At 74.1% G+C, this 20,590-nt stretch carries 21 protein-coding genes; 11 read left to right on the forward strand and 10 right to left on the reverse strand.

The annotated features are described in order from the left end of the window. Positions 1 to 39: 39 nt before the first annotated feature. From AB7F12_RS27670 to secA, 3 genes are all read left to right on the forward strand, one after another. A complete protein-coding gene (locus tag AB7F12_RS27670) occupies positions 40 to 822 on the forward strand; it encodes a ComF family protein (protein ID WP_428498469.1) in 783 nt (260 codons plus the stop codon). A gap of 392 nt (positions 823 to 1,214) precedes the next feature. Beyond that, positions 1,215 to 1,946, forward strand: a complete 732-nt coding sequence (gene hpf / locus AB7F12_RS27675) for a ribosome hibernation-promoting factor, HPF/YfiA family (protein ID WP_428498468.1) — start codon at positions 1,215 to 1,217, stop codon at positions 1,944 to 1,946. A gap of 205 nt (positions 1,947 to 2,151) precedes the next feature. Then, positions 2,152 to 5,001, forward strand: a complete 2,850-nt coding sequence (gene secA / locus AB7F12_RS27680; protein WP_428498467.1) for a preprotein translocase subunit SecA — start codon at positions 2,152 to 2,154, stop codon at positions 4,999 to 5,001. A gap of 22 nt (positions 5,002 to 5,023) precedes the next feature. On the opposite strand, the gene AB7F12_RS27685 is transcribed toward secA, so the two are convergent. Beyond that, the gene (locus AB7F12_RS27685) at positions 5,024 to 5,572 is read right to left on the reverse strand and encodes an Rv3235 family protein (protein ID WP_428498466.1); all 549 of its coding nucleotides are present in this window, start codon (positions 5,570 to 5,572) and stop codon (positions 5,024 to 5,026) included. 143 nt (positions 5,573 to 5,715) lie between these two features. Here AB7F12_RS27685 and AB7F12_RS27690 point away from each other — a divergent pair, with 143 nt between their 5' ends. Then, entirely contained in the window at positions 5,716 to 6,138 is a 423-nt protein-coding gene (locus AB7F12_RS27690) for a MarR family transcriptional regulator (RefSeq protein WP_428498465.1), read from the forward strand. Continuing rightward, entirely contained in the window at positions 6,135 to 6,533 is a 399-nt protein-coding gene (locus tag AB7F12_RS27695; protein ID WP_428498464.1) for an HAD-IA family hydrolase, read from the forward strand. Before AB7F12_RS27690 ends, AB7F12_RS27695 begins: the two co-directional genes overlap by 4 nt. 4 nt (positions 6,534 to 6,537) lie before the next feature. On the opposite strand, the gene AB7F12_RS27700 is transcribed toward AB7F12_RS27695, so the two are convergent. From AB7F12_RS27700 to AB7F12_RS27715, 4 genes are all read right to left on the reverse strand, one after another. After that, entirely contained in the window at positions 6,538 to 6,759 is a 222-nt protein-coding gene (locus AB7F12_RS27700) for an antitoxin (protein WP_428498463.1), read from the reverse strand. Positions 6,760 to 6,804: 45 nt separating this feature from the next. After that, positions 6,805 to 8,025, reverse strand: a complete 1,221-nt coding sequence (locus AB7F12_RS27705) for an alpha-hydroxy acid oxidase (RefSeq protein ID WP_428498462.1) — start codon at positions 8,023 to 8,025, stop codon at positions 6,805 to 6,807. An 80-nt stretch (positions 8,026 to 8,105) separates the two neighbouring features. Then, positions 8,106 to 9,644, reverse strand: coding sequence for a hypothetical protein (locus AB7F12_RS27710; protein ID WP_428498461.1), 1,539 nt, complete (start codon positions 9,642 to 9,644; stop codon positions 8,106 to 8,108). A gap of 74 nt (positions 9,645 to 9,718) precedes the next feature. Then, positions 9,719 to 10,489, reverse strand: a complete 771-nt coding sequence (locus tag AB7F12_RS27715) for a TrmH family RNA methyltransferase (protein ID WP_428498460.1) — start codon at positions 10,487 to 10,489, stop codon at positions 9,719 to 9,721. A gap of 36 nt (positions 10,490 to 10,525) precedes the next feature. Between AB7F12_RS27715 and AB7F12_RS27720 the strand changes: the two genes are divergently transcribed. The 3 genes from AB7F12_RS27720 to AB7F12_RS27730 are packed head-to-tail and all read left to right on the forward strand — an operon-like array spanning position 10,526 to position 13,181. Next, positions 10,526 to 11,935 (forward strand): WS/DGAT/MGAT family O-acyltransferase, encoded by a 1,410-nt coding sequence (locus AB7F12_RS27720; protein WP_428498459.1) that lies wholly within the window; start codon positions 10,526 to 10,528, stop codon positions 11,933 to 11,935. A 23-nt stretch (positions 11,936 to 11,958) separates the two neighbouring features. Continuing rightward, entirely contained in the window at positions 11,959 to 12,465 is a 507-nt protein-coding gene (locus AB7F12_RS27725; protein ID WP_428498458.1) for a DUF6912 family protein, read from the forward strand. Between the two features lie 50 nt (positions 12,466 to 12,515). Beyond that, positions 12,516 to 13,181 (forward strand): HAD hydrolase-like protein, encoded by a 666-nt coding sequence (locus AB7F12_RS27730; RefSeq protein WP_428498457.1) that lies wholly within the window; start codon positions 12,516 to 12,518, stop codon positions 13,179 to 13,181. Here the strand turns inward: AB7F12_RS27730 and AB7F12_RS27735 are convergent. Further along, a complete protein-coding gene (locus tag AB7F12_RS27735) occupies positions 13,169 to 13,966 on the reverse strand; it encodes a formate/nitrite transporter family protein (protein WP_428498456.1) in 798 nt (265 codons plus the stop codon). The genes AB7F12_RS27730 and AB7F12_RS27735 overlap by 13 nt on opposite strands. 104 nt (positions 13,967 to 14,070) lie before the next feature. Between AB7F12_RS27735 and AB7F12_RS27740 the strand changes: the two genes are divergently transcribed. Then, positions 14,071 to 14,946: an enoyl-CoA hydratase-related protein gene (locus AB7F12_RS27740; RefSeq protein WP_428498455.1), complete on the forward strand. Its 876-nt coding sequence runs from the start codon at positions 14,071 to 14,073 to the stop codon at positions 14,944 to 14,946. 27 nt (positions 14,947 to 14,973) lie between these two features. Here AB7F12_RS27740 and AB7F12_RS27745 read toward each other — a convergent pair whose 3' ends face one another. Next, the gene (locus AB7F12_RS27745) at positions 14,974 to 15,534 is read right to left on the reverse strand and encodes a DUF1707 SHOCT-like domain-containing protein (protein ID WP_428498454.1); all 561 of its coding nucleotides are present in this window, start codon (positions 15,532 to 15,534) and stop codon (positions 14,974 to 14,976) included. 93 nt (positions 15,535 to 15,627) lie between these two features. Here AB7F12_RS27745 and pruA point away from each other — a divergent pair, with 93 nt between their 5' ends. Next, positions 15,628 to 17,256: an L-glutamate gamma-semialdehyde dehydrogenase gene (gene pruA / locus AB7F12_RS27750; protein ID WP_428498483.1), complete on the forward strand. Its 1,629-nt coding sequence runs from the start codon at positions 15,628 to 15,630 to the stop codon at positions 17,254 to 17,256. Positions 17,257 to 17,276: 20 nt separating this feature from the next. Here pruA and AB7F12_RS27755 read toward each other — a convergent pair whose 3' ends face one another. Next, positions 17,277 to 17,654: a DUF4267 domain-containing protein gene (locus AB7F12_RS27755; protein ID WP_428498453.1), complete on the reverse strand. Its 378-nt coding sequence runs from the start codon at positions 17,652 to 17,654 to the stop codon at positions 17,277 to 17,279. A gap of 90 nt (positions 17,655 to 17,744) precedes the next feature. Here AB7F12_RS27755 and AB7F12_RS27760 point away from each other — a divergent pair, with 90 nt between their 5' ends. Beyond that, positions 17,745 to 18,323 carry a TetR/AcrR family transcriptional regulator gene (locus AB7F12_RS27760; RefSeq protein WP_428498452.1) on the forward strand — a complete coding sequence of 193 codons (579 nt, stop codon included), beginning with the start codon at positions 17,745 to 17,747 and terminating at the stop codon, positions 18,321 to 18,323. A 6-nt stretch (positions 18,324 to 18,329) separates the two neighbouring features. Here AB7F12_RS27760 and AB7F12_RS27765 read toward each other — a convergent pair whose 3' ends face one another. Further along, the gene (locus tag AB7F12_RS27765; RefSeq protein WP_428498451.1) at positions 18,330 to 19,769 is read right to left on the reverse strand and encodes a protein kinase domain-containing protein; all 1,440 of its coding nucleotides are present in this window, start codon (positions 19,767 to 19,769) and stop codon (positions 18,330 to 18,332) included. Next, positions 19,766 to 20,578: a hypothetical protein gene (locus AB7F12_RS27770; protein WP_428498450.1), complete on the reverse strand. Its 813-nt coding sequence runs from the start codon at positions 20,576 to 20,578 to the stop codon at positions 19,766 to 19,768. Before AB7F12_RS27770 ends, AB7F12_RS27765 begins: the two co-directional genes overlap by 4 nt. Positions 20,579 to 20,590 lie beyond the last annotated feature (12 nt).

Genomic DNA, 20,590 nt, shown 5'->3' on the forward strand with positions numbered 1-20,590 from the left:
CGCGTCCGGAGGGTCGGCGGGGCCGGGCACGCTCGCGCCATGACCCCCGCCGGAGCGACCGCCCTCCTGCCCGCGCTGCTCGACCTGCTGCTGCCCGGCGGCTGCGGCGGCTGCGCCGCCCCGGGTGACGCCTGGTGTGCGGGCTGTGCCGGCCGCACGGGCCCGCCGCGCTGGGCCCGCGGACGTGGCGGGCCCCCGGTGCTCGCGGCCGGCCGCTACGGGGGCCCGCTGCGCCGGGCGCTGCTCGTCTACAAGGAACGCGGCCGCCGCGACCTCGCCCCGGTGCTCGCGGGTCTGCTCGCCGCGGCACTCGCCACGGCGATGCCGCCGGCGACGTGGCCCGGCCCGGCGTGGACGGGAGCGCGGGGCCGCCCGGTCCGCTGGCTGGTCCCGGCCCCGTCCCGGCCGGGGGCGGCCCGCGACCGCGGGGGCGACCACGTCCTGCTGCTGTGCCATCGGCTGGCCGCGCTGCTCGCCCGTGGCGGGCACGAGGTCGCGGTCGCGCCGGCGCTCGCGCTCGCGGGCGGGGTCGCCGACTCCGTGGGTCTCGACGCCGCCGGGCGCGCCGCGAACCTGTCGGGCCGCCTGCGCGCGGTGGGGCCGGGGCTGCCGCCGCCGGGTGCGCGGGTCCTGCTCGTCGACGACGTGATCACCACGGGCGCGACGCTGCGCGCGTGCCGGCACTCCTTGGCCGCCTCGGGCGTTGTACCGGTAGCGGCTCTGGTGTTGTGCGACGCGACAGCGGGCTCCACACCACGTGACCGCACCGGCGGTGGACGTGACGGACGGACATCGACGGGGAGGGCCGAGGAGCGGAGGTGATCGGGATGCCGGTGACGCCTCGCCGACACCGGACCCGCGGTGGTGTCTGTCGGGTGGTGCGCGGTGGCGCCGGGCGCCGTCCGGTTGCTGCCTCAGGACGCGGGCCGACGGCTGCGGACGGAGCACGGTCGACGACGTTGGGCAACCGCACGAACACCGGACGTTACCGCTCCGGCAGGCCGCAGGGAATGTCATTCGTCGCTACCACACAGGTCAGCGACACTGTCAATCGACCCCTGTTGTCAAATCGTGATCCGGGCTACGGTGCTCTCCCAACAGTCCCCGTCCCCCTTCGGGAGGTTCGTCTGACGCCGTGTCAGTGACCGGGGGAACGCATCCCCGGCCGCGCAGCCAGCCCCGTCGAATCGACGTCGAAAGCGAGGGATGTCCTAGTGGAGATCGTCGTCACCGGCCGCAATGTCGAGGTTCCCGACCACTTCCGGGTCCACGTCACCGACAAGGTCGGCCGCCTCGAGCGGTACGACCACAAGATGATGGGAATGCACGTCGAGCTCTTCCACGAGCCGAACCGCCGGCAGCTCAAGACCTGCCAGCGAGTGGAGATCACCGGCCGCGGCGGCTGCGGAGCCGTCGCCCGCGCCGAGGCGACGGCGAAGGACTTCTACGCCGCCCTGGACCTCGCGATCTCCAAGCTCGAGGGCCGACTCCGCCGATCGCACGACCGTCGCAGGATCGGCAGCCGCCGCACCCGCGCAGCGGCCGGCCGCGGTGGCGCGACCATCACGGACGAGCTTCCCGACCTCATGGTCGAGGACCTGACCACGGGCGAGATCCCGATACCCACCCCCCGGGCCCACGACGAGCATCTCGACGGCCATCACGGCGACGGCGACCACGACCTCGCCGACCGCGAGGTCGCGGAGGTGGAGGCGCTGGCCGCCGCCTACAACGGCGACGGCGCCGACGATCCGGATCCGTGCCCGGGCCGTGTGGTCCGCCGCAAGGTGCACACCTCGCAACCGATGACCGTCGACGACGCCCTGGCCCGCATGGAGCTGGTCGGGCACGACTTCTACCTGTTCGCCGACTCCGACAGCGGCGAACCGAGCGTCGTCTACCGGCGCCGCGGGTACGACTACGGGCTCATCCGCCTCGGCAGCTGACACTCCACGACGATCACCCACGGGGGTGGTCCGGCCGCACCGACGTGCGTGCCGGGCCACCCCCGTCGGCGCTGCGGGGCCGCCATGACCCCGGTGCCTCTACCATGGGCCGAGCCGGGCCGCGGTCCGGCGCCCGCAACGTGGGCCCGCAGTCCGCCCGTGCCGTGTCAAGTGCCCGTGCCGCGATCGTGAATGAGGTCGACCAGTGTCGTTCCTGAACCGTCTGCTCCGAGCCGGCGAGACGAAGCTGGTCAAGCGGCTGTCCCGGATCGCCGACCACGTCGACTCGCTCGAGGCCGACCTGCAGGACCTGACCGACGCGCAGCTGCGGGCCAAGACCGAGGAGTTCCGCAAGCGCCACGAGGCCGGGGAGTCGCTCGACGAGCTGCTGCCCGAGGCGTTCGCCGTGGTCCGCGAGGGCGCGAGCCGCACGCTCGGCCAGCGCCCCTACCCGGTGCAGATCATGGGTGGCTCGGCGCTGCACCTGGGCAACGTCGCCGAGATGCGCACCGGTGAGGGCAAGACCCTGACATGTGTGCTGCCGTCCTACCTGAACGCGATCGCCGGGCAGGGCGTCCACGTCGTCACGGTGAACGACTACCTGGCCAGGCGCGACGCGGAGAAGATGGGTCGCATCCACCGCTTCCTGGGCCTCACGGTCGGGGTGATCCTCTCGGAGATGACGCCCGCCGAGCGGCGCGAGCAGTACGCCTGCGACGTCACCTACGGCACCAACAACGAGTTCGGCTTCGACTACCTGCGCGACAACATGGCGTGGAAGAAGGACGACCTCGTCCAGCGCGGCCACTTCTTCGCGATCGTCGACGAGGCGGACTCGATCCTCATCGACGAGGCCCGCACACCGCTGATCATCTCCGGCCCCGCCGAGCAGAGCGCCCGCTGGTACCAGGAGTTCGCGCGGATGGCGCCGATGTTCCAGCGCGACGTCCACTACGAGGTCGACGAGCGCAAGCGCACTGTCGGCGTCACCGAGGAGGGTGTCGAGCTGGTCGAGGACCAGCTGGGCATCGACAACCTGTACGAGGCCGCGAACACGCCCCTGGTCGGCTACCTGAACAACGCGATCAAGGCCAAGGAGCTGTTCAAGAAGGACAAGGACTACATCGTCCGCGACGGCGCGGTGATGATCGTCGACGAGTTCACCGGTCGCGTGCTGGCGGGGCGCCGCTACAACGAGGGCATGCACCAGGCGCTGGAGGCCAAGGAGGGCGTCGAGGTCCAGGCCGAGAACCAGACGCTCGCGACGATCACGCTGCAGAACTACTTCCGGCTCTACGACAAGCTCTCCGGGATGACCGGTACCGCCCAGACCGAGGCGGCGGAGCTGCACCAGATCTACAAGCTGGGCGTCGTCACCATCCCGACGAACCGGCCGATGATCCGACAGGACCAGGGCGACGTCATCTTCAAGACGGAGCAGGCGAAGTTCGCGGCGGTCGCGGAGGACATCGCCGAGAAGTTCGAGCAGCGCCAGCCGGTGCTGGTCGGCACGACGAGCGTCGAGACGTCGGAGTACCTGTCGAAGCTGCTGGTGCAGCTGCAGGTGCCGCACGAGGTGCTCAACGCCAAGCACCACGAGCGTGAGGCGACGATCGTCGCGCAGGCGGGTGTGCCGGGCGCGGTCACCGTCGCCACCAACATGGCCGGTCGTGGTACCGACATCATGCTGGGCGGCAACCCCGAGTTCATCGCGGACCTGGAGCTGCGGGCCCGCGGGCTCGACCCGGTGTCCACTCCGGAGGAGTACGAGGCCGCCTGGGACGCGGCGCTGGCGGAGGCCGAGGAGCAGGTCGCGGCCGACGCGGAGGAGGTCCGCAACGCGGGTGGCCTCTACGTCCTGGGCACCGAGCGGCACGAGTCGCGGCGTATCGACAACCAGCTGCGGGGTCGATCCGGCCGGCAGGGCGACCCGGGCGAGTCGCGGTTCTACCTGTCGCTGGGCGACGAGCTGATGCGCCGCTTCAACGGCCAGCTCGTGGAGTCGATCATGAACCGGCTCAACCTGCCCGACGACGTCCCGATCGAGGCGGGGATGGTCACCAAGGCCATCCGGTCGGCGCAGACGCAGGTCGAGCAGCAGAACTTCGAGATCCGCAAGAACGTCCTGAAGTACGACGAGGTCCTCAACCAGCAGCGCACCGTCATCTACGACGAGCGCCGCCGCGTGCTCAACGGTGAGGACGTGCGCGACGAGGTCCGCAACATGCTCGACGACGTCGTCACGGCCTACGTGCGGGGGGAGACGTCGGAGGGGTACGCCGAGGACTGGAACCTCGACCGGCTGTGGACGGCGCTGCGCACCGTCTACCCGGTGTCGCTGCGCTGGAAGGATCTGGTCGACGACGGCGACATGGACGACCTGACGTCGGAGGCGCTGCTGGCGGAGCTGCTGCCCGACGCGCGGGAGGCCTACGAGAAGCGCGAGGCCGAGATCGACACCCTGATCGGCGCGCAGGGCGGCATGCGGGAGCTGGAGCGCCAGATCCTGCTGCAGGTCATGGACCGCAAGTGGCGCGAGCACCTCTACGAGATGGACTACCTCAAGGAGGGCATCGGCCTTCGCGCGATGGCCCAGCGCGACCCGCTGATCGAGTACCAGCGCGAGGGGTTCGACATGTTCTCCCGGATGCTGGAGGGCATCAAGGAGGAGACCGTCGGGCACCTGTTCCAGGTGGAGGTGCAGGTCGCCGAGCCGGAGCCCGCCCCTGCGCCGGCGCCGGCGCCGGACGCGGCGGCCGTCACCAGGGAGGTGCCGGTGCAGCCGGCGCCCAACGGTGCGGCGAACGGGAACGGCCGCCCGCAGCCCGACGACGACGCGACCACGGTGCTGCCCGCGGTCTTCGGCGGGCCGCCGCAGCGGCAGCCGGAGAACCTGCGCTACAGCGGTCCGGACGAGGACGGTGGCGAGGCGGTGCGCGGCGGCGGCAACGGCGGTCGGCGGCCGACCAAGCCGCAGGGCGGTGGCCAGGGCAACCGGTCGGAGCGCCGGGCGGCCCAGCGGCAGGCGGAGAAGGCCCGCCGGCGCGGGAACTGACGCGGCGGCCGCCGGGGCGGGATCAGCCGAGGCGGAGCGCGACGCAGGTCCAGGGGGCCTGCCCGGAGCGCTGTTCGAATCGGGCGGCGAGCGCGCGGACGCGCTCGCCGAACCGGCACACCGCGGCGACCTCGGCAACGCCGGCGGCGGGCCGGTCGATGCGCAGCGAACACACGCGGTCGCCCGGGGCAGGCCCGGTCGGGCGGCGGGAGCCGACGCCGCGTCGCAGGTCGGCGCGGTGGGCGGCCGCGGCGGCGTAGCGCTGGACCTGCGGTGCGGCGATCCGGGCCAGCCGGGGCGCCGGTACCCGGCCGCCGATGACGTGCAGGATCAGCCCGACGGACGCGCCGATGACGCGCTGTTCGGCCCGCTCGGCGGCGTGGGCGGCCTGCACGGCGGCGGGATCGGGCGCGGACGGCTGCGGCACCGGGGCGGGCGAGGCGCCGGGCCACCAGGTGTCGGCGGCGGGGCGCGGCAGCGGCAGCGGCCAGATCGGTTCGGGATCGGGCTCGTGCTGCAGGACCCGGATCCGGAAGCTCCTGCGCGGCGGCCCGTCGACGGTCGTGGTCACGTCGCAAGCATCCGCGGCCGGTCACCGGCGGGGGCCGGTCCACGTCGATACGCCGGCATACGGTGCGCCGCCGCACGAACGCGGGTGTGAACGCCGTCGCGGAACGGCGACGGACGCGCCCACGGGGCGGCTATGGTCCGGCGGTGCCGACCTGGACCGCCACCGCCCGCCACCGCCCGGGTCTCGACCTGCTGCTCGTGAGGGCGGGTCGCGCGGTGGAGCGTCGGCGCCAGGCCGCCGCGGCCGCACACGGGCTGAGCGCCACCGGGCTGGCGGTGCTGGAGGCGCTCCTCGACGTGCCGAGCGCGTCGCACCGCGACCTCGCGGGTGCTCTCGGGCTCACCCCGGCCACGTTGACGCCGGTGCTCGACGCACTCGACGGCGCCGGCCTCGTCACGCGGGAGCGCGACGTCCGGGACCGGCGGGTCGTGCGGATCGCGGTCACCGCGACGGGTCGCACCCGTTCGGCGCTCGCCTCCCGGGCGGTGGACCGTGACGTCGCGGCATGGCTGCCCGCACCGCCGGCGGAGCTGCGCGGCTACCTGGCGCGGATCGCGGACCAGTGACGACCCGCAGGTTGCGGGGTCTGATCCTCGACGTCGGCGGCGTCCTCACCGACGGGCCGCCGGTCACCGACCTCCCGGCCCGGTCGCGCGCGGTCGGGGTGCGAACGGCGTTGCTGACGGACGCGTCGTCAGTGCCGCCGGGCCTGGCGGCCCTCGTCGACGTCGTGCGCCTCGGTTCCGACGGTCCCCGCAAGCCGCACCCGGAGGCGTTCCGGGCGGCGGCAGCGGCCCTCGGGGTGCCGATCGAGGAGTGTGTGGTCGTCGACGACGCGGAGGCCAACGTGCGCGGGGCCCGGGAGGCCGGGGCGGTCGTCGTCAGGCACGTCGCCGCCGACGCGACGGTGCTCGAGGTGGAGATCCTGCTCGACCTGCACCCCGAGCACCGGGGTCGCTGAACGGTCAGGCGTTGGGCGGCGGCGCCTGCTCCTCGTCGGGGGCGGGGGCCGGGGCGGTGGTGTCGCCGTCGCCGGTGGCGCCCTTGGCCTTGCCGACGACGCCGTCGATCTGGTCGTCGTGACCGGCGAAACGCCCCTTGGCCGCGTCACCGGCCTTGTCGAGGCCCTGGTCCACCTTGTCGTCGTGCTGGTTCAGCAGTTCCTTCGCCTTGTCGATGAGTCCCATGCCCAGCACTGTGGCCCCCCCGCGCCGGTCCCGCCACCCGGAGGCTCACCCGTTCGTGCGAAGGCGGACGTGCTCCGGGCGGAGGTCGTCGACGCGCGTGACGCCCATGAGCGCGAGGGTGCGTTCGATCTCGCCGCGCAGGATGGCGACGGTCTTCTCGACGCCGCGGCGCCCGCCCGCCATGAGCCCGTAGAGGTAGGCGCGGCCGATCAGGGCGGCGTTGGCGCCGAGCGCGATCGCGGCGACGATGTCGGCGCCGTGGGTGATCCCGGTGTCGACGAGGACGTCGGCGTCGCCGCGCAGCTCGGCGACGGTCGGCTCGATGAGCTCCAGCGGGACGGGGGCGCGGTCGAGCTGGCGGCCGCCGTGGTTGGACAGCAGCACGGCATCGGCGCCGGCGTCGACGACCCTGCGGGCGTCGGCGACGCTCTGGATGCCCTTGATCATGAGAGTGCCGGGCCAGGTCTCGCGCAGCCACTCGACGTCGGCCATCGTCAGGGCCGGGTCGAACACCCTGTTGATCATCTGGGCGATGGTGCCGTCGGTGCCCTGCAGGTTGCTGAACGCCAGGGGATCGGTGGTGAACATGTCGAACCACCAGTGCGGGTGGCGGGCGCCGTCGAGGAACGTGCGCAGGCTCAGCGCGGGCGGGATCGTGAGGCCGTTGCGGACGTCGCGCAGCCGGGCCCCGCCGACAGGGGTGTCGACGGTGAGCATGAGGGTGTCGTAGCCGGCGTCGGCGGCACGGTGCACGAGGTCCTTGGCGTACGCGCGGTCGCGCCAGAGGTAGAGCTGGAACCAGCGCCGCACGTCGGGCGCGACGTCGACGATCTGTTCGATCGTCGTGGTGCCCATCGTGGACAGCGAGAACGGAATCCCGACCTGCTGCGCGACGGAGGCCACGGCACTCTCGCCCTCGGTGTGCATCATGCGCGTGAACCCGGTGGGGGCGAACGCGAACGGCAGCGCGGAGCGGGTGCCGAGGATGGTGCGGGAGGTGTCGATCTCGGAGACGTCGCGCAGCACGGTGGGGACGAACTCGACGCGGGCGTAGGCGTCGTGGGAGCGGGACAGGCTCAGCTCGCCGTCGGCGGCGCCGTCGGTGTAGTCGAACACCGCGCGGGGGGTGCGGCGGCGGGCGATGGTGCGCAGGTCGGCGATGTTCGCGGCGCGGGCGAGGCGGCGTTCGGTCGCGTCCCAGCGGATCGGCGCCGGCCGCAGCAGCGGCAGGATCTCGGAGGGTTTCGGCATCCGACGGTGCACCATGGAGCCACCATAGGGAGTGCGCGCCTGTTCCCCTTGTCGATCCGTGCGGAATGGGTCCGGCGGACCGCCGGGGTGCCGCGCTACCCGGCCCCGACTCCGGCCCCGGCCGCCGGGTCGCGGCGCCGCCGCACGTCCACGGCGAGGGCGACGGCCGTCGACGCCAGGGCCAGGACCGTCGCGTCGACGAGGTACGCCGCCGGCCAGACGTGCTTGGCGATCTCGAAGTAGCCGTCGCCGAGGACCGCCGTGAGCGCCAGCGCGACCGACGTGGCCGCGCAGAGACCGGCGACCCGGGCGGTGGTCGCGGCGGCCGGGAACCTCCTGCGCAGCGGTCCACCCAGCCCGGCCACGGCGGCGAGCACACCGGTGAGCAGCACCGCCGACGGCCACCACGGCACCGCCATGGAGTCGAGCCAGACGCGCAGTGTCGCCGTGTCGGAGCCCACGGCGCCGGCGGCGTGCCCGAGGGCCTGCGGCGGCGTCGTCGGTGTCCACGGCGTCGACGGGAGGTAGCCGATCCCGCGGCCCTCGGTCGCCTGGACGGCCACCCCCGCCGACCGCAGCAGCGCGCCCGGCGTCGTGGCCAGCTCGGCCCAGGCGGCGTTGCGGACCGCCGTCGGGTCCGCGGCGACGGCGGCGTTGCCGGGCAGGGAACCGTCGGCGCGCGGGAACCAGGCCTGGCCGGACTGCGCGGCGGCGCCGGCGGGCAGACCGAGCGGGCCGATCGCGTCGTGACCGATCTCGGGCAGCACGGTCGTGAAGACGATGTCGACGGTGTTGACCGTCGAGTAGTGCCGGGCCTGCCACTGCGCGGCGTCGAGGACCGGGCCGACGGTCACCGCGGCGAGGGCGACGGCCACGAGTACGCCCGGGACGCGGGCGCGTCGGCCGGGGGCACCCACCGGGATGAGGAGGCAGACCAGGACCGCGACGGCGAGGACGGGCACGAACCCGGTCTTGGCGGTGGCCGCGAACACCCCACCGGCGGCGACGAGGAGCAGCGCGACGACACGCTCGGCCCGATCGGCCCGGTGGGTGACAGCGGCCGTGACCACGCCCGTGAGCAGGACGAACAGGCCGACCAGACCGGCGGGCTCGCTGAACGTCGAGATCAGGAAACGGCTGAACGCGGGCTCGGTGAGCGGCAGCACCGGCACGGCGAGCAGGGCCGCCCGCCACGGTCCGCGCGCCGACGCCGCCCATCCCGCGACGGCCGCTGCGGCAACGGCGATCACGAGGTAGGCCCAGCCGAGCGACGTCAGTGACCAGGTGCCGGGGCCCGCGGGGGTGACGGCCCGCAGCACCGCCAGCGCCGACGACGGCAGCGGGTCGGCGCAGGCGGGCGCCCCGGTCGTGAAGTCGAGGACGACGCCGCCCTTCCAGGCCGACGTGCCGTCCGGGGTGTGCGGCACGAGCCCGGCCCCGCACCACAGCCGGGCACCGTCGCCGTTGTCGCCGGCCCCGGCGGGGTTGCCGAGCAGCAGCCCCGTCGACGCGCCCAGCACGAGAAGGGTGAGCAGCCCGGCGGCCGCCGCCGGGACGAGCCGCGCGCGCCCGGAGCGGCGCCGGGCCGGACCGCTGCGGGCCGGCGGCGCGCCGCGGGTGGCGTGCGGGGTCACGCGCCCCATTGAACTGCGTCTGCGGCGCGGCGTCCGGCTCCGTCACCCGGCGGGTGTGTCAGCGCACCCGGCGCTCAGCGTCGCCGGCGCAGCAGCTCGTAGGCGGCGACGGCGCCGGCACTCGCGACGTTGAGCGACTCGACGCCGCCGAACATCGGGATCGACAGCGTGCCGTCGAGGTGGTCGCGGACGTCGGCGGACAGGCCGTCGGTCTCGTTGCCCAGCACCAGCGCGACCCGCTCGGGCAGCTCGGCGTCGAGCAGCGAGTCGCCGCCGGCGGCGAGCCCGAACACCGCGAACCCGGCGGCGCGCAGGGTCGCACACCCCTCCGCGGCGGTCGAGGACCGCAGCACCGGCGCGGAGAACGCGACGCCGGCGGAGGCCTTGATCACCAGCGGGTCGATGGACGGGACCCCGCGCCGGGGCACGAGCACCCCGTCGAGCCCGGCGGCGGTGGCGCTGCGCAGGATCATGCCGACGTTGGCGGGGTTGGTGACGGCGTCGAGCACGAGTACGGAGGCGCCGCGGCGGGTGCCCAGGTCGCCGACGAACTCCTCGACGGGCGCCATCCGCGGGGCGACGACGTCGGCGAGCACCCCCTGGTCGTGCCGGCCGTTGCCCGCCAGCACCTTGACCCGGTGCGCCGACGCCGTCTGCACCGGCACACCGCGGGAGCGGGCGGCGTCGCGGATCGCGCGGACCGGCTCGCCGCGCGAGCCCTCGGCGAGCAGCACCTTGTCGACGCGCAGCGACTCGTCCTGCAACGCCTCCAGGACCGGCTTGCGGCCGTACACCGTGATGAAGGTGTCCTTGGGCGATCGGGTCGATGAACGCGGTTCGGGCACGGCAGAAGCCTCCCACGCGACCGTAGGATCACCGGCATGCCGCCCCGGCTCTCCGCGCTCGACGCCTCGTTCCTCTACCTGGAGGAGGCGTCCACGCCCATGCACGTCGGCGGGGTCGCCGTCTTCGAGCGGCCCGGGACGGGGTTCGACTACGACGGCCTCGTCGACCTCGTCGAGCAGCGCATCGCCCTGGTGCCCCGCTACCGGCAGAAGGTGCGCCACGTTCCGGGCAACATCGCCCGCCCGGTGTGGGTCGACGACCAAGACTTCGACATCGCCTACCACGTGCGGCGGTCGGCGCTGCCCCGCCCGGGGTCCGACGAGGCGCTGGCCGAGCTGGTGGCGCGGCTGATGTCGCGCCCGCTCGACCACACGCGTCCGTTGTGGGAGATGTACCTGGTCGAGGGGCTCGCCGGCAACCGGGCGGCCGTCATCACCAAGACCCACCAGGCGATGGTCGACGGGATCAGCGCGATCGACATCGGCCAGGTCATCCTCGACGTCTCCCCGGACCCTCGCGAGGTCCCCGAGGAGCTGTGGATGCCCCACCCGGAGCCCAGCGCGCCGACGCTCCTGCTGGAGGCGTTGGGGGACATGGTGGCGCGGCCCCAGGAGCTGGTCGAGAACGTCCGGACGGCGACGGGTGACGCGATCGCGACGGTGGGCAAGGTCGCCGGGGTCGCGACGAAGCTGTTCACGATGGCGCGCACCGCGTCCCGGCGGGCCCCGGGGACGCCGCTGAACGTCGACATCTCCACGCAGCGCCGGTTCGCGGTGGCGCGCACCGACCTGCAGGCCTACCGGCGGATCCGCGCGGTGCACGGCTGCACCGTCAACGACGCGGTGCTCAGCGTCATCTCCGGTGCCCTGCGCGACTGGCTGCTCTCCCGCGGCGAGCCGGTCACGGCGTCGGCGTCGGTCCGGGCGATGGTCCCGCTGTCGGTGCGGGGCGAGGCCGATGTCCCCAGCTCCGCGACGGCGGGTTCGCTGGGCAACCGGGTGTCGTCGTTCCTGGTCGACCTGCCGGTCGGTGAGGCGAGCCCGCTCGTGCGGCTGCGCCACGTCTCGCACGCGATGGCCGAGCACACGGCGGGCGGCCAGTCGGTCGGTGCGGACACGTTGGTGCGCATCGGCGGGTTCGCGCCGCCGACGCTGCACGCGCTGGGCGCCCGCGCCGCGAGCGGGTTCTCCAAACGCATCTTCAACCTGGTCGTGACGAACGTCCCCGGCCCGCAGTTCCCCCTCTACGCCGCGGGGGCGCGCATGCTGGAGATGTTCCCCGTCGTGCCGCTGGCCAAGGGACAGGCGCTCTCGATCGGGCTGACCAGTTACGACGGCGGGGTGTACTACGGGTTCAACGGTGATCGCGACGCGATGCACGACGTCGACGTGCTCGCAGGCCTCGTGGACGAGGCGCTCGACGAACTGCTGGCCACCGCCGGCTGACGAACAGCTCCGGAAGGGCGAACGTGCGGATCTACCTGCCAGGGACGTGGCCGATGCTGGCGCGGCTGGTCAAGACGGGCAAGTTCGAGCCCATCGGCGGCACCGCGTTCGCGTTGACGCCGCGGCTGCGTGAGGCCTACGTCGCCGGTGACGACGAGGAGCTCGAGTACGCGGCGATGCTGGAGGCGGCACGGGCGTCGCTGCGGCTGCTCGCCGTCGAGTTCGGGCTGGGCGAGGACGACACCCCGGCGCGGCGCGTCGTGGTGGCCGCCGACATCGACGACGTCACCCTGCGCCCCGATCTCGACGACGGCGCCGTGCGCGTCACCGGCGCGGTACCGATGGAGGCGATCGCGGCGGTGCACGTCGACGTCGCCGACGCCGAGCACGCCGTCCGCCAGGCCGCGGGCGCGGTCGATGCCGCCGACCTGGGCGACCTGGACGCCGAGTTCCTCATCGGTGAGGCCGAGGACCACGAGCTGGCCTGGTACGCGCCGGGGGAGGTCGCCTTCGTCGTCGAGCTGGGCTGATCCCCCGCGGGGGTGATCCGCGCACGCCGTCGGGCAGCGACCCTGGACGGGTGCACCTGCCTGACGCCGTCCTGTTCGACCTCGACGGCACCGTCGTCGACTCCGCCGACTCGATCCTCGGTTGCCTCGCCGAGGCGTTCGCCGAGATCGGGGTGGTCGCGCCTGCCGCGGCGCTGGACCGCGGCATCCTCGGCCCGCCGCTGTCGACGGCACTGCCGCCGCTGGTCGGCGACGACGTCACCGCCGCGGTCCTGTCCGTCTACCGCACGCTCTACGCCGACCACGGGGCGGAGGCGGTGCGGGTCTTCCCGGGTGTCGACGAGGTCGTGCGGCGGCTGCACGCCGCGGGCGTCGTCGTCGCGGTGGCGACGAGCAAGTCGCAGGTCAACGCCGATCTCATCGTCGCCCACGTCGGGCTCGACGACGTGTTCGCGACGGTCTGCGGAGACACCCCCGAGCACGCCCGCCCCACCAAGGCCCACGTCATCGCCGAGGTGTTGCGCCGCATCGGCAACCCTTCGGCGATGATGGTGGGGGACCGGCATCTCGACGTGGTCGGTGCCCGTGTGCACGGCATCCCGTTCGTGGGGGCCGGTTGGGGTTACGGTCTGCCCGGTGAGCTGCTCGCCGCGGGCGCCGAGGTGATCTGCGCCGACGCGGCTGCCCTCGCCGTTGCGCTCGGCGTCGAGATGGGCACGGCTGCTCAGGCCCGGTGACGGCGCTCCTCGGAGACTTTGTGCGGTACCTGGAGCAGCCGCAGCATCGTCACCAGCAGCAGGCCGCCGAGCATGTTCCCCAGGGCGGCGAAGGCGGCCAGTCCTGCCCAGTCGCCGTAGCCGAAGGGGGCGCCGGCGTGGAGGGCGGCGAAGCACAGCAGTGACGCCACGACGGCGTGGTTGACCGAGCCGGCGCCGAGCAGGAACCCCATCCCGACGGCGGGGACGAGCCGCACGCCGTCGGAGTTGGTGGAGTGCTGCATGTGCGTCATCAGCGTGATGAGGAACCCGCCGGTGAGGGCCAGCGCGAACGCCTGCCACCCGATGCCGAGCCGTATGTAGGTGCCCGCCGACTCGATCGCCGTCTCGTGCAGCGACGGGAACCCGGCCATCAGGATCCAGGTGATGACCCAGCCGCCCGCGAGGTTGGTGGCCAGCGTGACCACCCACAGGCGCAGCAGCGCCGTCAACGGGCTGGCCTTGGCGACGACCGCGGCGACCGGCACCAGGAAGTCCTCGGTGAACAGCTCCGAGCGGGCCAGGGTGAGCGCGACGAACCCGATCGCGAACGCCAGCCCGCCCAGCAGCGTGCTGCCCGTGGCGTGCTCGACCAGCAGCAGGCCCAGCACACCGACGCCGATGTCCAGCCCGCCGAGCGTCCCGGTGGCGAGCAGCCCCGACCACGACCGGCCGAGCCGTTGGGTGCCCTCGTCGACCAGCCGGTCGAAGGTCCGCTCGGTGTCGGCCTGGGCGACGTCCGGTTCCCCGGCACTTCGTGCGTGCATCGCCGGAGATTAGGTCGGATGTCCGGGTCGCGCCGGGCGGGCGGTGATCGCGCGCCGCGCCCGGATCGGCTAGACCTGAGGGGTCCCCGACGAGGAGGAGCCCGTTGTCCTACACCGAGATCGCCTACGAGGTCGCCGACGGCGTCGCGACGATCACCCTCGACCGCCCGGCGAAGCTCAACGCGTTCACCAGCACGATGGCCGACGAGATCGTCGCCGCCTTCGACGCGACCGACGCCGACCCGGGGGTCCGCGTGGTCGTCGTGACGGGCCGGGGCCGCGGGTTCTGCGCCGGTGCCGACCTCGGGCGGGGCGCCTCGACCTTCGACTCCTCCGACGGCGCCCGCGCCGCCGACCAGACCCACGGCACCGTCGACGGCGTCCCCCGCGACCGCGGCGGCGTGACCTCATTGCGGATCGCGGCGTCGCGCAAGCCGGTCATCGGGGCGATCAACGGCCCGGCCGTCGGCATCGGCGCCACCATGACGCTGCCCATGGACGTGCGGATCGCGGCCGAGTCCGCCCGGTTCGGGTTCGTCTTCGCCCGTCGCGGGCTCGTGCCGGAGGCGGCGTCGAGCTGGTTCCTGCCGCGGGTCGTCGGCATCTCGCGAGCGATGGAGTGGGTCGCGACCGGCCGCGTGTTCGACGCCGCCGAGGCCCTCGCCGGTGGGCTCGTGTCCCGCGTCGTGCCGGATGCCGACCTCGCAGACACCGTGCGCACGCTGGCGGCGGAGATCGTCGACAACACCTCGGCGGTGTCGGTGGCGGTGTCACGGCAGCTGCTGTGGTCGATGCTGGGCGCACCGGGGCCGTGGGAGGCCCACCGGCTCGACTCGCGCGCCATCGACGCCCTGGGCCGCACCCCCGACGCCGCGGAGGGTGTCACGTCGTTCCTGGAGAAGCGGGCCGCCGCCTTCCCCGGCCGGGTCCCCGCCGACTACCCGGACGTCGTCCCGCCCTGGCCGCCGCGCACGTCCTGACCCGTTCGCGCCGTGCAGGGCGGTGAGCTAGTCGTGGTCGCCGCGGCGCAGCTCCCGGCGGTCGTCCCGGTCGAGGAGGCGCCGGTCGCGGTCCCGGCCACGGTCGCCGCCGTAGACGATGCCACCGACCAGCGGGACCAGCAGGAAGAAGATCCACGCCTGCGCGAACACGCCGTTGAGTGCCAGGAAGAGCACGAGCGCGACGATCGGGGTGACCGCGACGATCCGCGGCCCCCACCCGGAGAACCCGCCCCGGGACTCGGGCTCGCGGGAGGTCGCGTCGATGACGGGGAGCCGCGACGTGGGAGGCGGCTCGGTCGTCGGCTGCCCCGGCAGCCGCGGGTGCGGCGCCGGGAGGTCGGTGAACAGGGCCTGGATCTCGCTGGCGACGGTCGCGCCCGCGGCGGCGGCCGACCGGTCGGCGTACTCCTCGACGCCGAGCCGTCCCGCCTCCAGGTGCGCGTCGAGCGCCTTCGCCGCGGCATCGCGTTCGGCCGTCCCGATCCGCAGCGCGGGCGGTCCGGAGGTGCCGGCCCGCTGCGGAGTCGGGTCCGGCGCCGCGGCGTCCTCGGTTCCCCCCGTGGTCATGGGGCCGAGCTTGCCATCCAGGGCGCCCTCCCGTGTAGGGGATCGGCGGATGACAGCCGGGTCCGACGGGGCCACCCTGGGGACATGCCCGAGTTGACCGGAGTCACCGACGTCCCCGCTCCGCGCAACGAGCCCGTCCTCGGTCACGCACCCGGCAGCCCCGAGCGTTCGGCGTTGGCGGCGCGGCTCGCCGAGCTGGGGGCGACCGGGCACGAGCTCACCGGGACCGTCGCCGGGCGGGAGCGGATGGGCGGTGGCGAGCGGGTCGAGGTGGTGTCACCGCACCGGCGTCGTCGCGTCCTCGGGGTGTCCGCACAGGCCACCGCCGCCGACGTGGAGGCCGCGGTCGCCGCGGCCCGCGCCGCCGCCCCCGCGTGGCGGGACCTGCCGTTCGACGAGCGGGCCGCGGTGTTCCTGCGCGCGGCGGACCTGCTGTCCGGGCCGTGGCGGCACACCCTCAACGCGGCCACGATCCTCGGCAAGTCGAAGTCGGTGCAGCAGGCCGAGATCGACTCCGCGTGCGAGCTGATCGACTTCTGGCGCTGGAACGTCCACTACGCCCGGCGGCTGCTCGCGGAGCAGCCGGTCTCCTCGCCGGGGGTGTGGAACCGCTTCGACCACCGCCCCCTGGAGGGCTTCGTCCTCGCGATCACGCCGTTCAACTTCACCGCGATCGCCGCGAACCTGCCGACGGCGCCCGCGCTGATGGGCAACACCGTCGTCTGGAAGCCGAGCCCGACCCAGACCCTGGCCGCCTGGTACACGATGCGGCTGCTGGAGGCCGCCGGGCTGCCACCCGGCGTGGTCAACATGGTCACCGGTGACGGGACGGCGGTCTCCGAGGTCGCGCTCACCTCGCCCGACCTGGCCGGCGTGCACTTCACCGGTTCCACGGCGACGTTCCGGCACCTGTGGCGGTCGGTCGCCGGCAACCTGGAGCGCTACCGCACCTACCCGCGCCTCGTCGGCGAGACCGGCGGCAAGGACTTCGTCGTCGCCCATCCCAGCGCCGACCCGGACGCCCTGGTGACCGCGCTGGTCCGCGGCGCGTTCGAGTACCAGGGGCAGAAGTGCTCGGCGGCGTCGCGGGCATTCGTGCCGGCGTCGCTGTGGCGGGGTGGCGTGCGTGACGCCCTGGCCGACACGACCCGCGCCGTGTCCTTCGGCGACGTCGAGGACCTGTCGACGTTCGGCGGTGCGGTGATCGACGCCCGCGCCTACGCCCGGCTGGCGAAGGTCCTGGGCGACACCGGGGGGCTGGAGGTCCTCGCGGGCGGCGGCTGCGACGACTCCGACGGCTGGTTCGTCGAGCCCACCGTGCTCGTCGGCGACGACCCCACTGACGAGGTGTTCACCACCGAGCTGTTCGGGCCGGTGCTCGCCGTCCACGTGTGGGACGACTCCGCGCCGGGGGCGTGGGCCGACGTGCTGCGCACCGTCGACACCGCCACGCCCTACGCCCTGACCGGGTCGGTGTTCGCGACGGACCGCACCGCCGTCGTCGCGGCCCAGGAGTCACTGCGCTTCGCCGCGGGGAACTTCTACGTCAACGACAAGCCGACCGGCGCGGTCGTCGGCCAGCAGCCGTTCGGCGGGGCGCGGGCGTCGGGCACCAACGACAAGGCGGGCTCGATCTACAACCTGCAGCGCTGGACGAGCCCCCGTGCGATCAAGGAGACGCTGGTGCCGCCCACCGACCACCGGTACCCGCACATGGGCTGACCCTGTGCGTGGCCGGCAGCTCACGACACGAGCAGCAGCACGGCGATCACGACCATGACCGCGGCCGTCGCCCAGTGGACACCGAACGCGGCGGCGCGCGGGCCCTTGCTGCGCAGCACGATCGACCCGTCGCCGAGCGGGATCAGGGCGGCGGCCAGCATGAACCAGCCGAGGACGTGCGGTGTGGCGGTCAGCAGCAGGACGACGACGAAGAGGCCGCTGGCGATGTCGCGCACGCCCTTGACGGTCAGCCAGGCCTGGAAGGTGTGGTCGTCGGTGGGCGTGGCGGGGATGCCGAACCCGGCCGCGGCGCGGGGGGCCCAGAAGGCGCATGCCCCGACGACGATGATGCCGACGGCAATCAGTACGGCGAGCACGTTCGCGATGGTGACGAGCATGGCGGGGCCCTCCAGAATCTAGCGTTGCTAGCGATGAGATCGACGCTAATCTGCCGCCGACAGAATGTCTAGCACTGCTAGAATCCGGCGATGTCGACCACTTCGGAGCGTCGTGAACGCGAACGCGCCCAGCGCCACCAGCTGATCGTCACGGCCGCGCGTGAGCTCGCGGAGGCCGAGGGCTGGGAGGCGGTGACGACGCGGCGGCTCGCCGACCGCGTCGAGTACAGCCAGCCGGTCCTCTACAGCCACTTCGCGGGCAAGGACGCCATCGTGCGTGCCGTCGCCCTCGACGGGTTCGCCGAGCTCGCCGACCAGTTGGGGCGTGCGCGGGGGAGCGTGCCCGTGCCCGGTGGCCGGGCGCTGCGCGCCGTCTGCGGCGCCTACCTGACGTTCGCGGTCGAGCGCCCCGCCCTCTACCAGGCGATGTTCGTGCTGCCGACCGATCTCGCGTTCGCGAGCGACGCGACGCCCGCGCCGATGCGGGCGGGTTTCGACGCGTTCGTCGGCTGCTTCCGCGCCGACGACGAACGTCGCGAACCGCGGGCGGAGGTCGTCTGGAGCGCGGTGCACGGCATGGCCGTCCTCGCCGGCAGCGGCCGCATCCCGCCGGCCGGCCGGACGGCGCGGCTGGAGGTCCTCGTCGCCGCGTTCGCGGACGGGGCCTGAGGACCCTCAGAAGAACTGGTACGCGCCCTTGGACAGCGAGAAGCCGTGCCCGCTGGAGCCGACCCTGCACTCGACGCCCGAGGTCCGGCTCGTGCAGGTCACGTCGCCGACGCGCAGGGAGCGGCCGTAGTCGAGGATCGCCCCGGTGCCGAAGACGGTGTCGCCGTGGCAGGTGAACGTGGGGCGGTCGGCGCCGCTGACGGTGAGGGAGTCGCCCCACACCTGCTGGCAGTTCGCGGGGCGGGCGGGGACCGTCGAGGGGTCCCAGGTGCTCTCGGCGACGTCGCAGCGCGCCGAGTTGGGCGTCAGGTAGCAGGCGATGTTGTTCGACGGCGTGCTGAACCCGGTCGCGACCGGGGAGGTGGTGACGTCGGCGGCGGCGACGGTGCCGGTCGGCGGCAGCGTCGGGATGGTGACAACCGTCGGCAGCGTCACCGCCGCCGTGGGCGGGATCGACAGCCCGGTCGGGAACGTCGTCGGGGGCGACGCCGGGTCGCCGGGATCGGGGCGCAGCGCGAGCACGAGGCCCCCGACCAGGGCGATGACCGCGGCGACGGCCCCGATCGCGAGGACGGGGGACAACCGGCGACGGGCGACGGGCCGCGGCGGTGTCGGCTCCAGCCGGGCGGGGAGCCAGCCGCTGGTGGGGCGGTCGCGGTCGCCGCCGAGGGAGTCGCGGATCTGCGCGGGCGTGGGCCGGCGGGCGGGGTCGCGGTCGAGGCATGCCCGCACGACGGACGCGATCGGGGCGGGGACGCCGGTGAGATCGGGTTCGACGTTGACGGCCCGGAACAGCAGGACGGCGGCCTCGCCCTCGCCGAACGGCGCCCGGCCGGTGGCCGCGTAGAGCAGGACCCCGCCCAGGGCGAACACGTCGGAGGCCGGCCCGGCGCGCTCGTGGGTGAGCACCTCGGGCGCGATGAAACCGGGGGTGCCGATGACGGCGCCGGTGCGGGTCAGGGTGGTGGCGTCGGCGGCGCGGGCGATCCCGAAGTCGATGACCTTGGGGCCGTCGTGGGCGAGCAGCACGTTGCCGGGCTTGAGGTCGCGGTGCACGACGCCCACCGCGTGGATGGCGGCGAGCGCGTCGGCGAGCCCGATGCCCAGGCGCCGCACCGGTTCGGCGGGCATGGGCCCGTGCTCGCCGACCGCGTCGCGCAACGACGGCGCCGGCACGTACTCCGTCGCCATCCACGGCGCGGGGGCGTCGGGGTCGGCGCCGAGCAGCGCGGCGGTGTAGGCGCCGTGGACGCGTGCGGCGGCGGCGACCTCCTGGCGGAACCGGGCCCGGAACTCGGGGTCGTCGGCCAGCGCGGCGCGGACCACCTTGACGGCGGCCTCGCGCCCGTCGCGTGAGCGGCCGAGGTAGACGCGGCCCATGCCGCCCTCGCCGAGGACGCGGCGGATCGTGAACGGTCCGACCGACCGCGGGTCCGGTGCGGTCATCGCACCTCGGCCGCGGCGGGCGGGGTGATGGTGACGGGTGTGCCCCACGACTTGTAGACGCCGGTCATCGCGAGCGTGCCCAGGCCGGGCAGCTCCTGGCGCTGGCGGGTGCGGACAGGCCGGGTGTCGGCGTCGACCCACAGCGTCGAGGTGATGCGGGTGAGCCCGCTCGCGACCTGCTGCTCGAGCTGGGCGCGGACGGCGTCGTCGGGTTCGATCGCGGCGGCCCGGGTGAGGTCGACGACGAGGGTGTAGCGGATCGTCGCCACCCCGTCGACGGTCTCGTCCGAGGCGTCGGAGACGAGCGTGGCGTCGGCGTAGCGGGACAGGTTGGCTGTGGGGTCGGTGGTGTCGCCCAACGCTTCGGCGATGGCGGCGCGCATCCGGTCGGCGCCGGTGGTGGCGGAGGTGCCGCGCAGCCACGGGGTGCCGCCGTCGAGGGAGCGCAGCCACACCTGGCCGTCGCGCAGCACGAAGCCGGAGGTCTGGGGCTGGCCGCCGGGCCAGGTGATGGTCTGGTCGAGGGCGAGCGCCGGGGTGGGGCCCTCCAGGCTGACCGCGCCCTGCGCGCTGAACGTGACGGGCGCCGACCCGGTGACGTCGCCGGCGACGGCGAGCTGCGCGGTGCGGTCGGCGGCGCGGCGCTCGACCAGGACGTTGAGCAGCTGCGTCGCGTCGTAGTAGCGGGGCAGCCCGTTCTCGCTCGTGTCGCCGCCGGGGCCCGACCCGCACGCGGACACGACGACGGCGACGACCGCGAGCAGGGCGAGCAGCACGGACCGGGGCCCGCCCGCCGACCTCACCGCCATGCCCCGGAACGC

Source organism: Pseudonocardia sp. (genome assembly GCF_050250275.1).
Taxonomy (GTDB): Bacteria; Actinomycetota; Actinomycetes; order Mycobacteriales; family Pseudonocardiaceae; genus Pseudonocardia.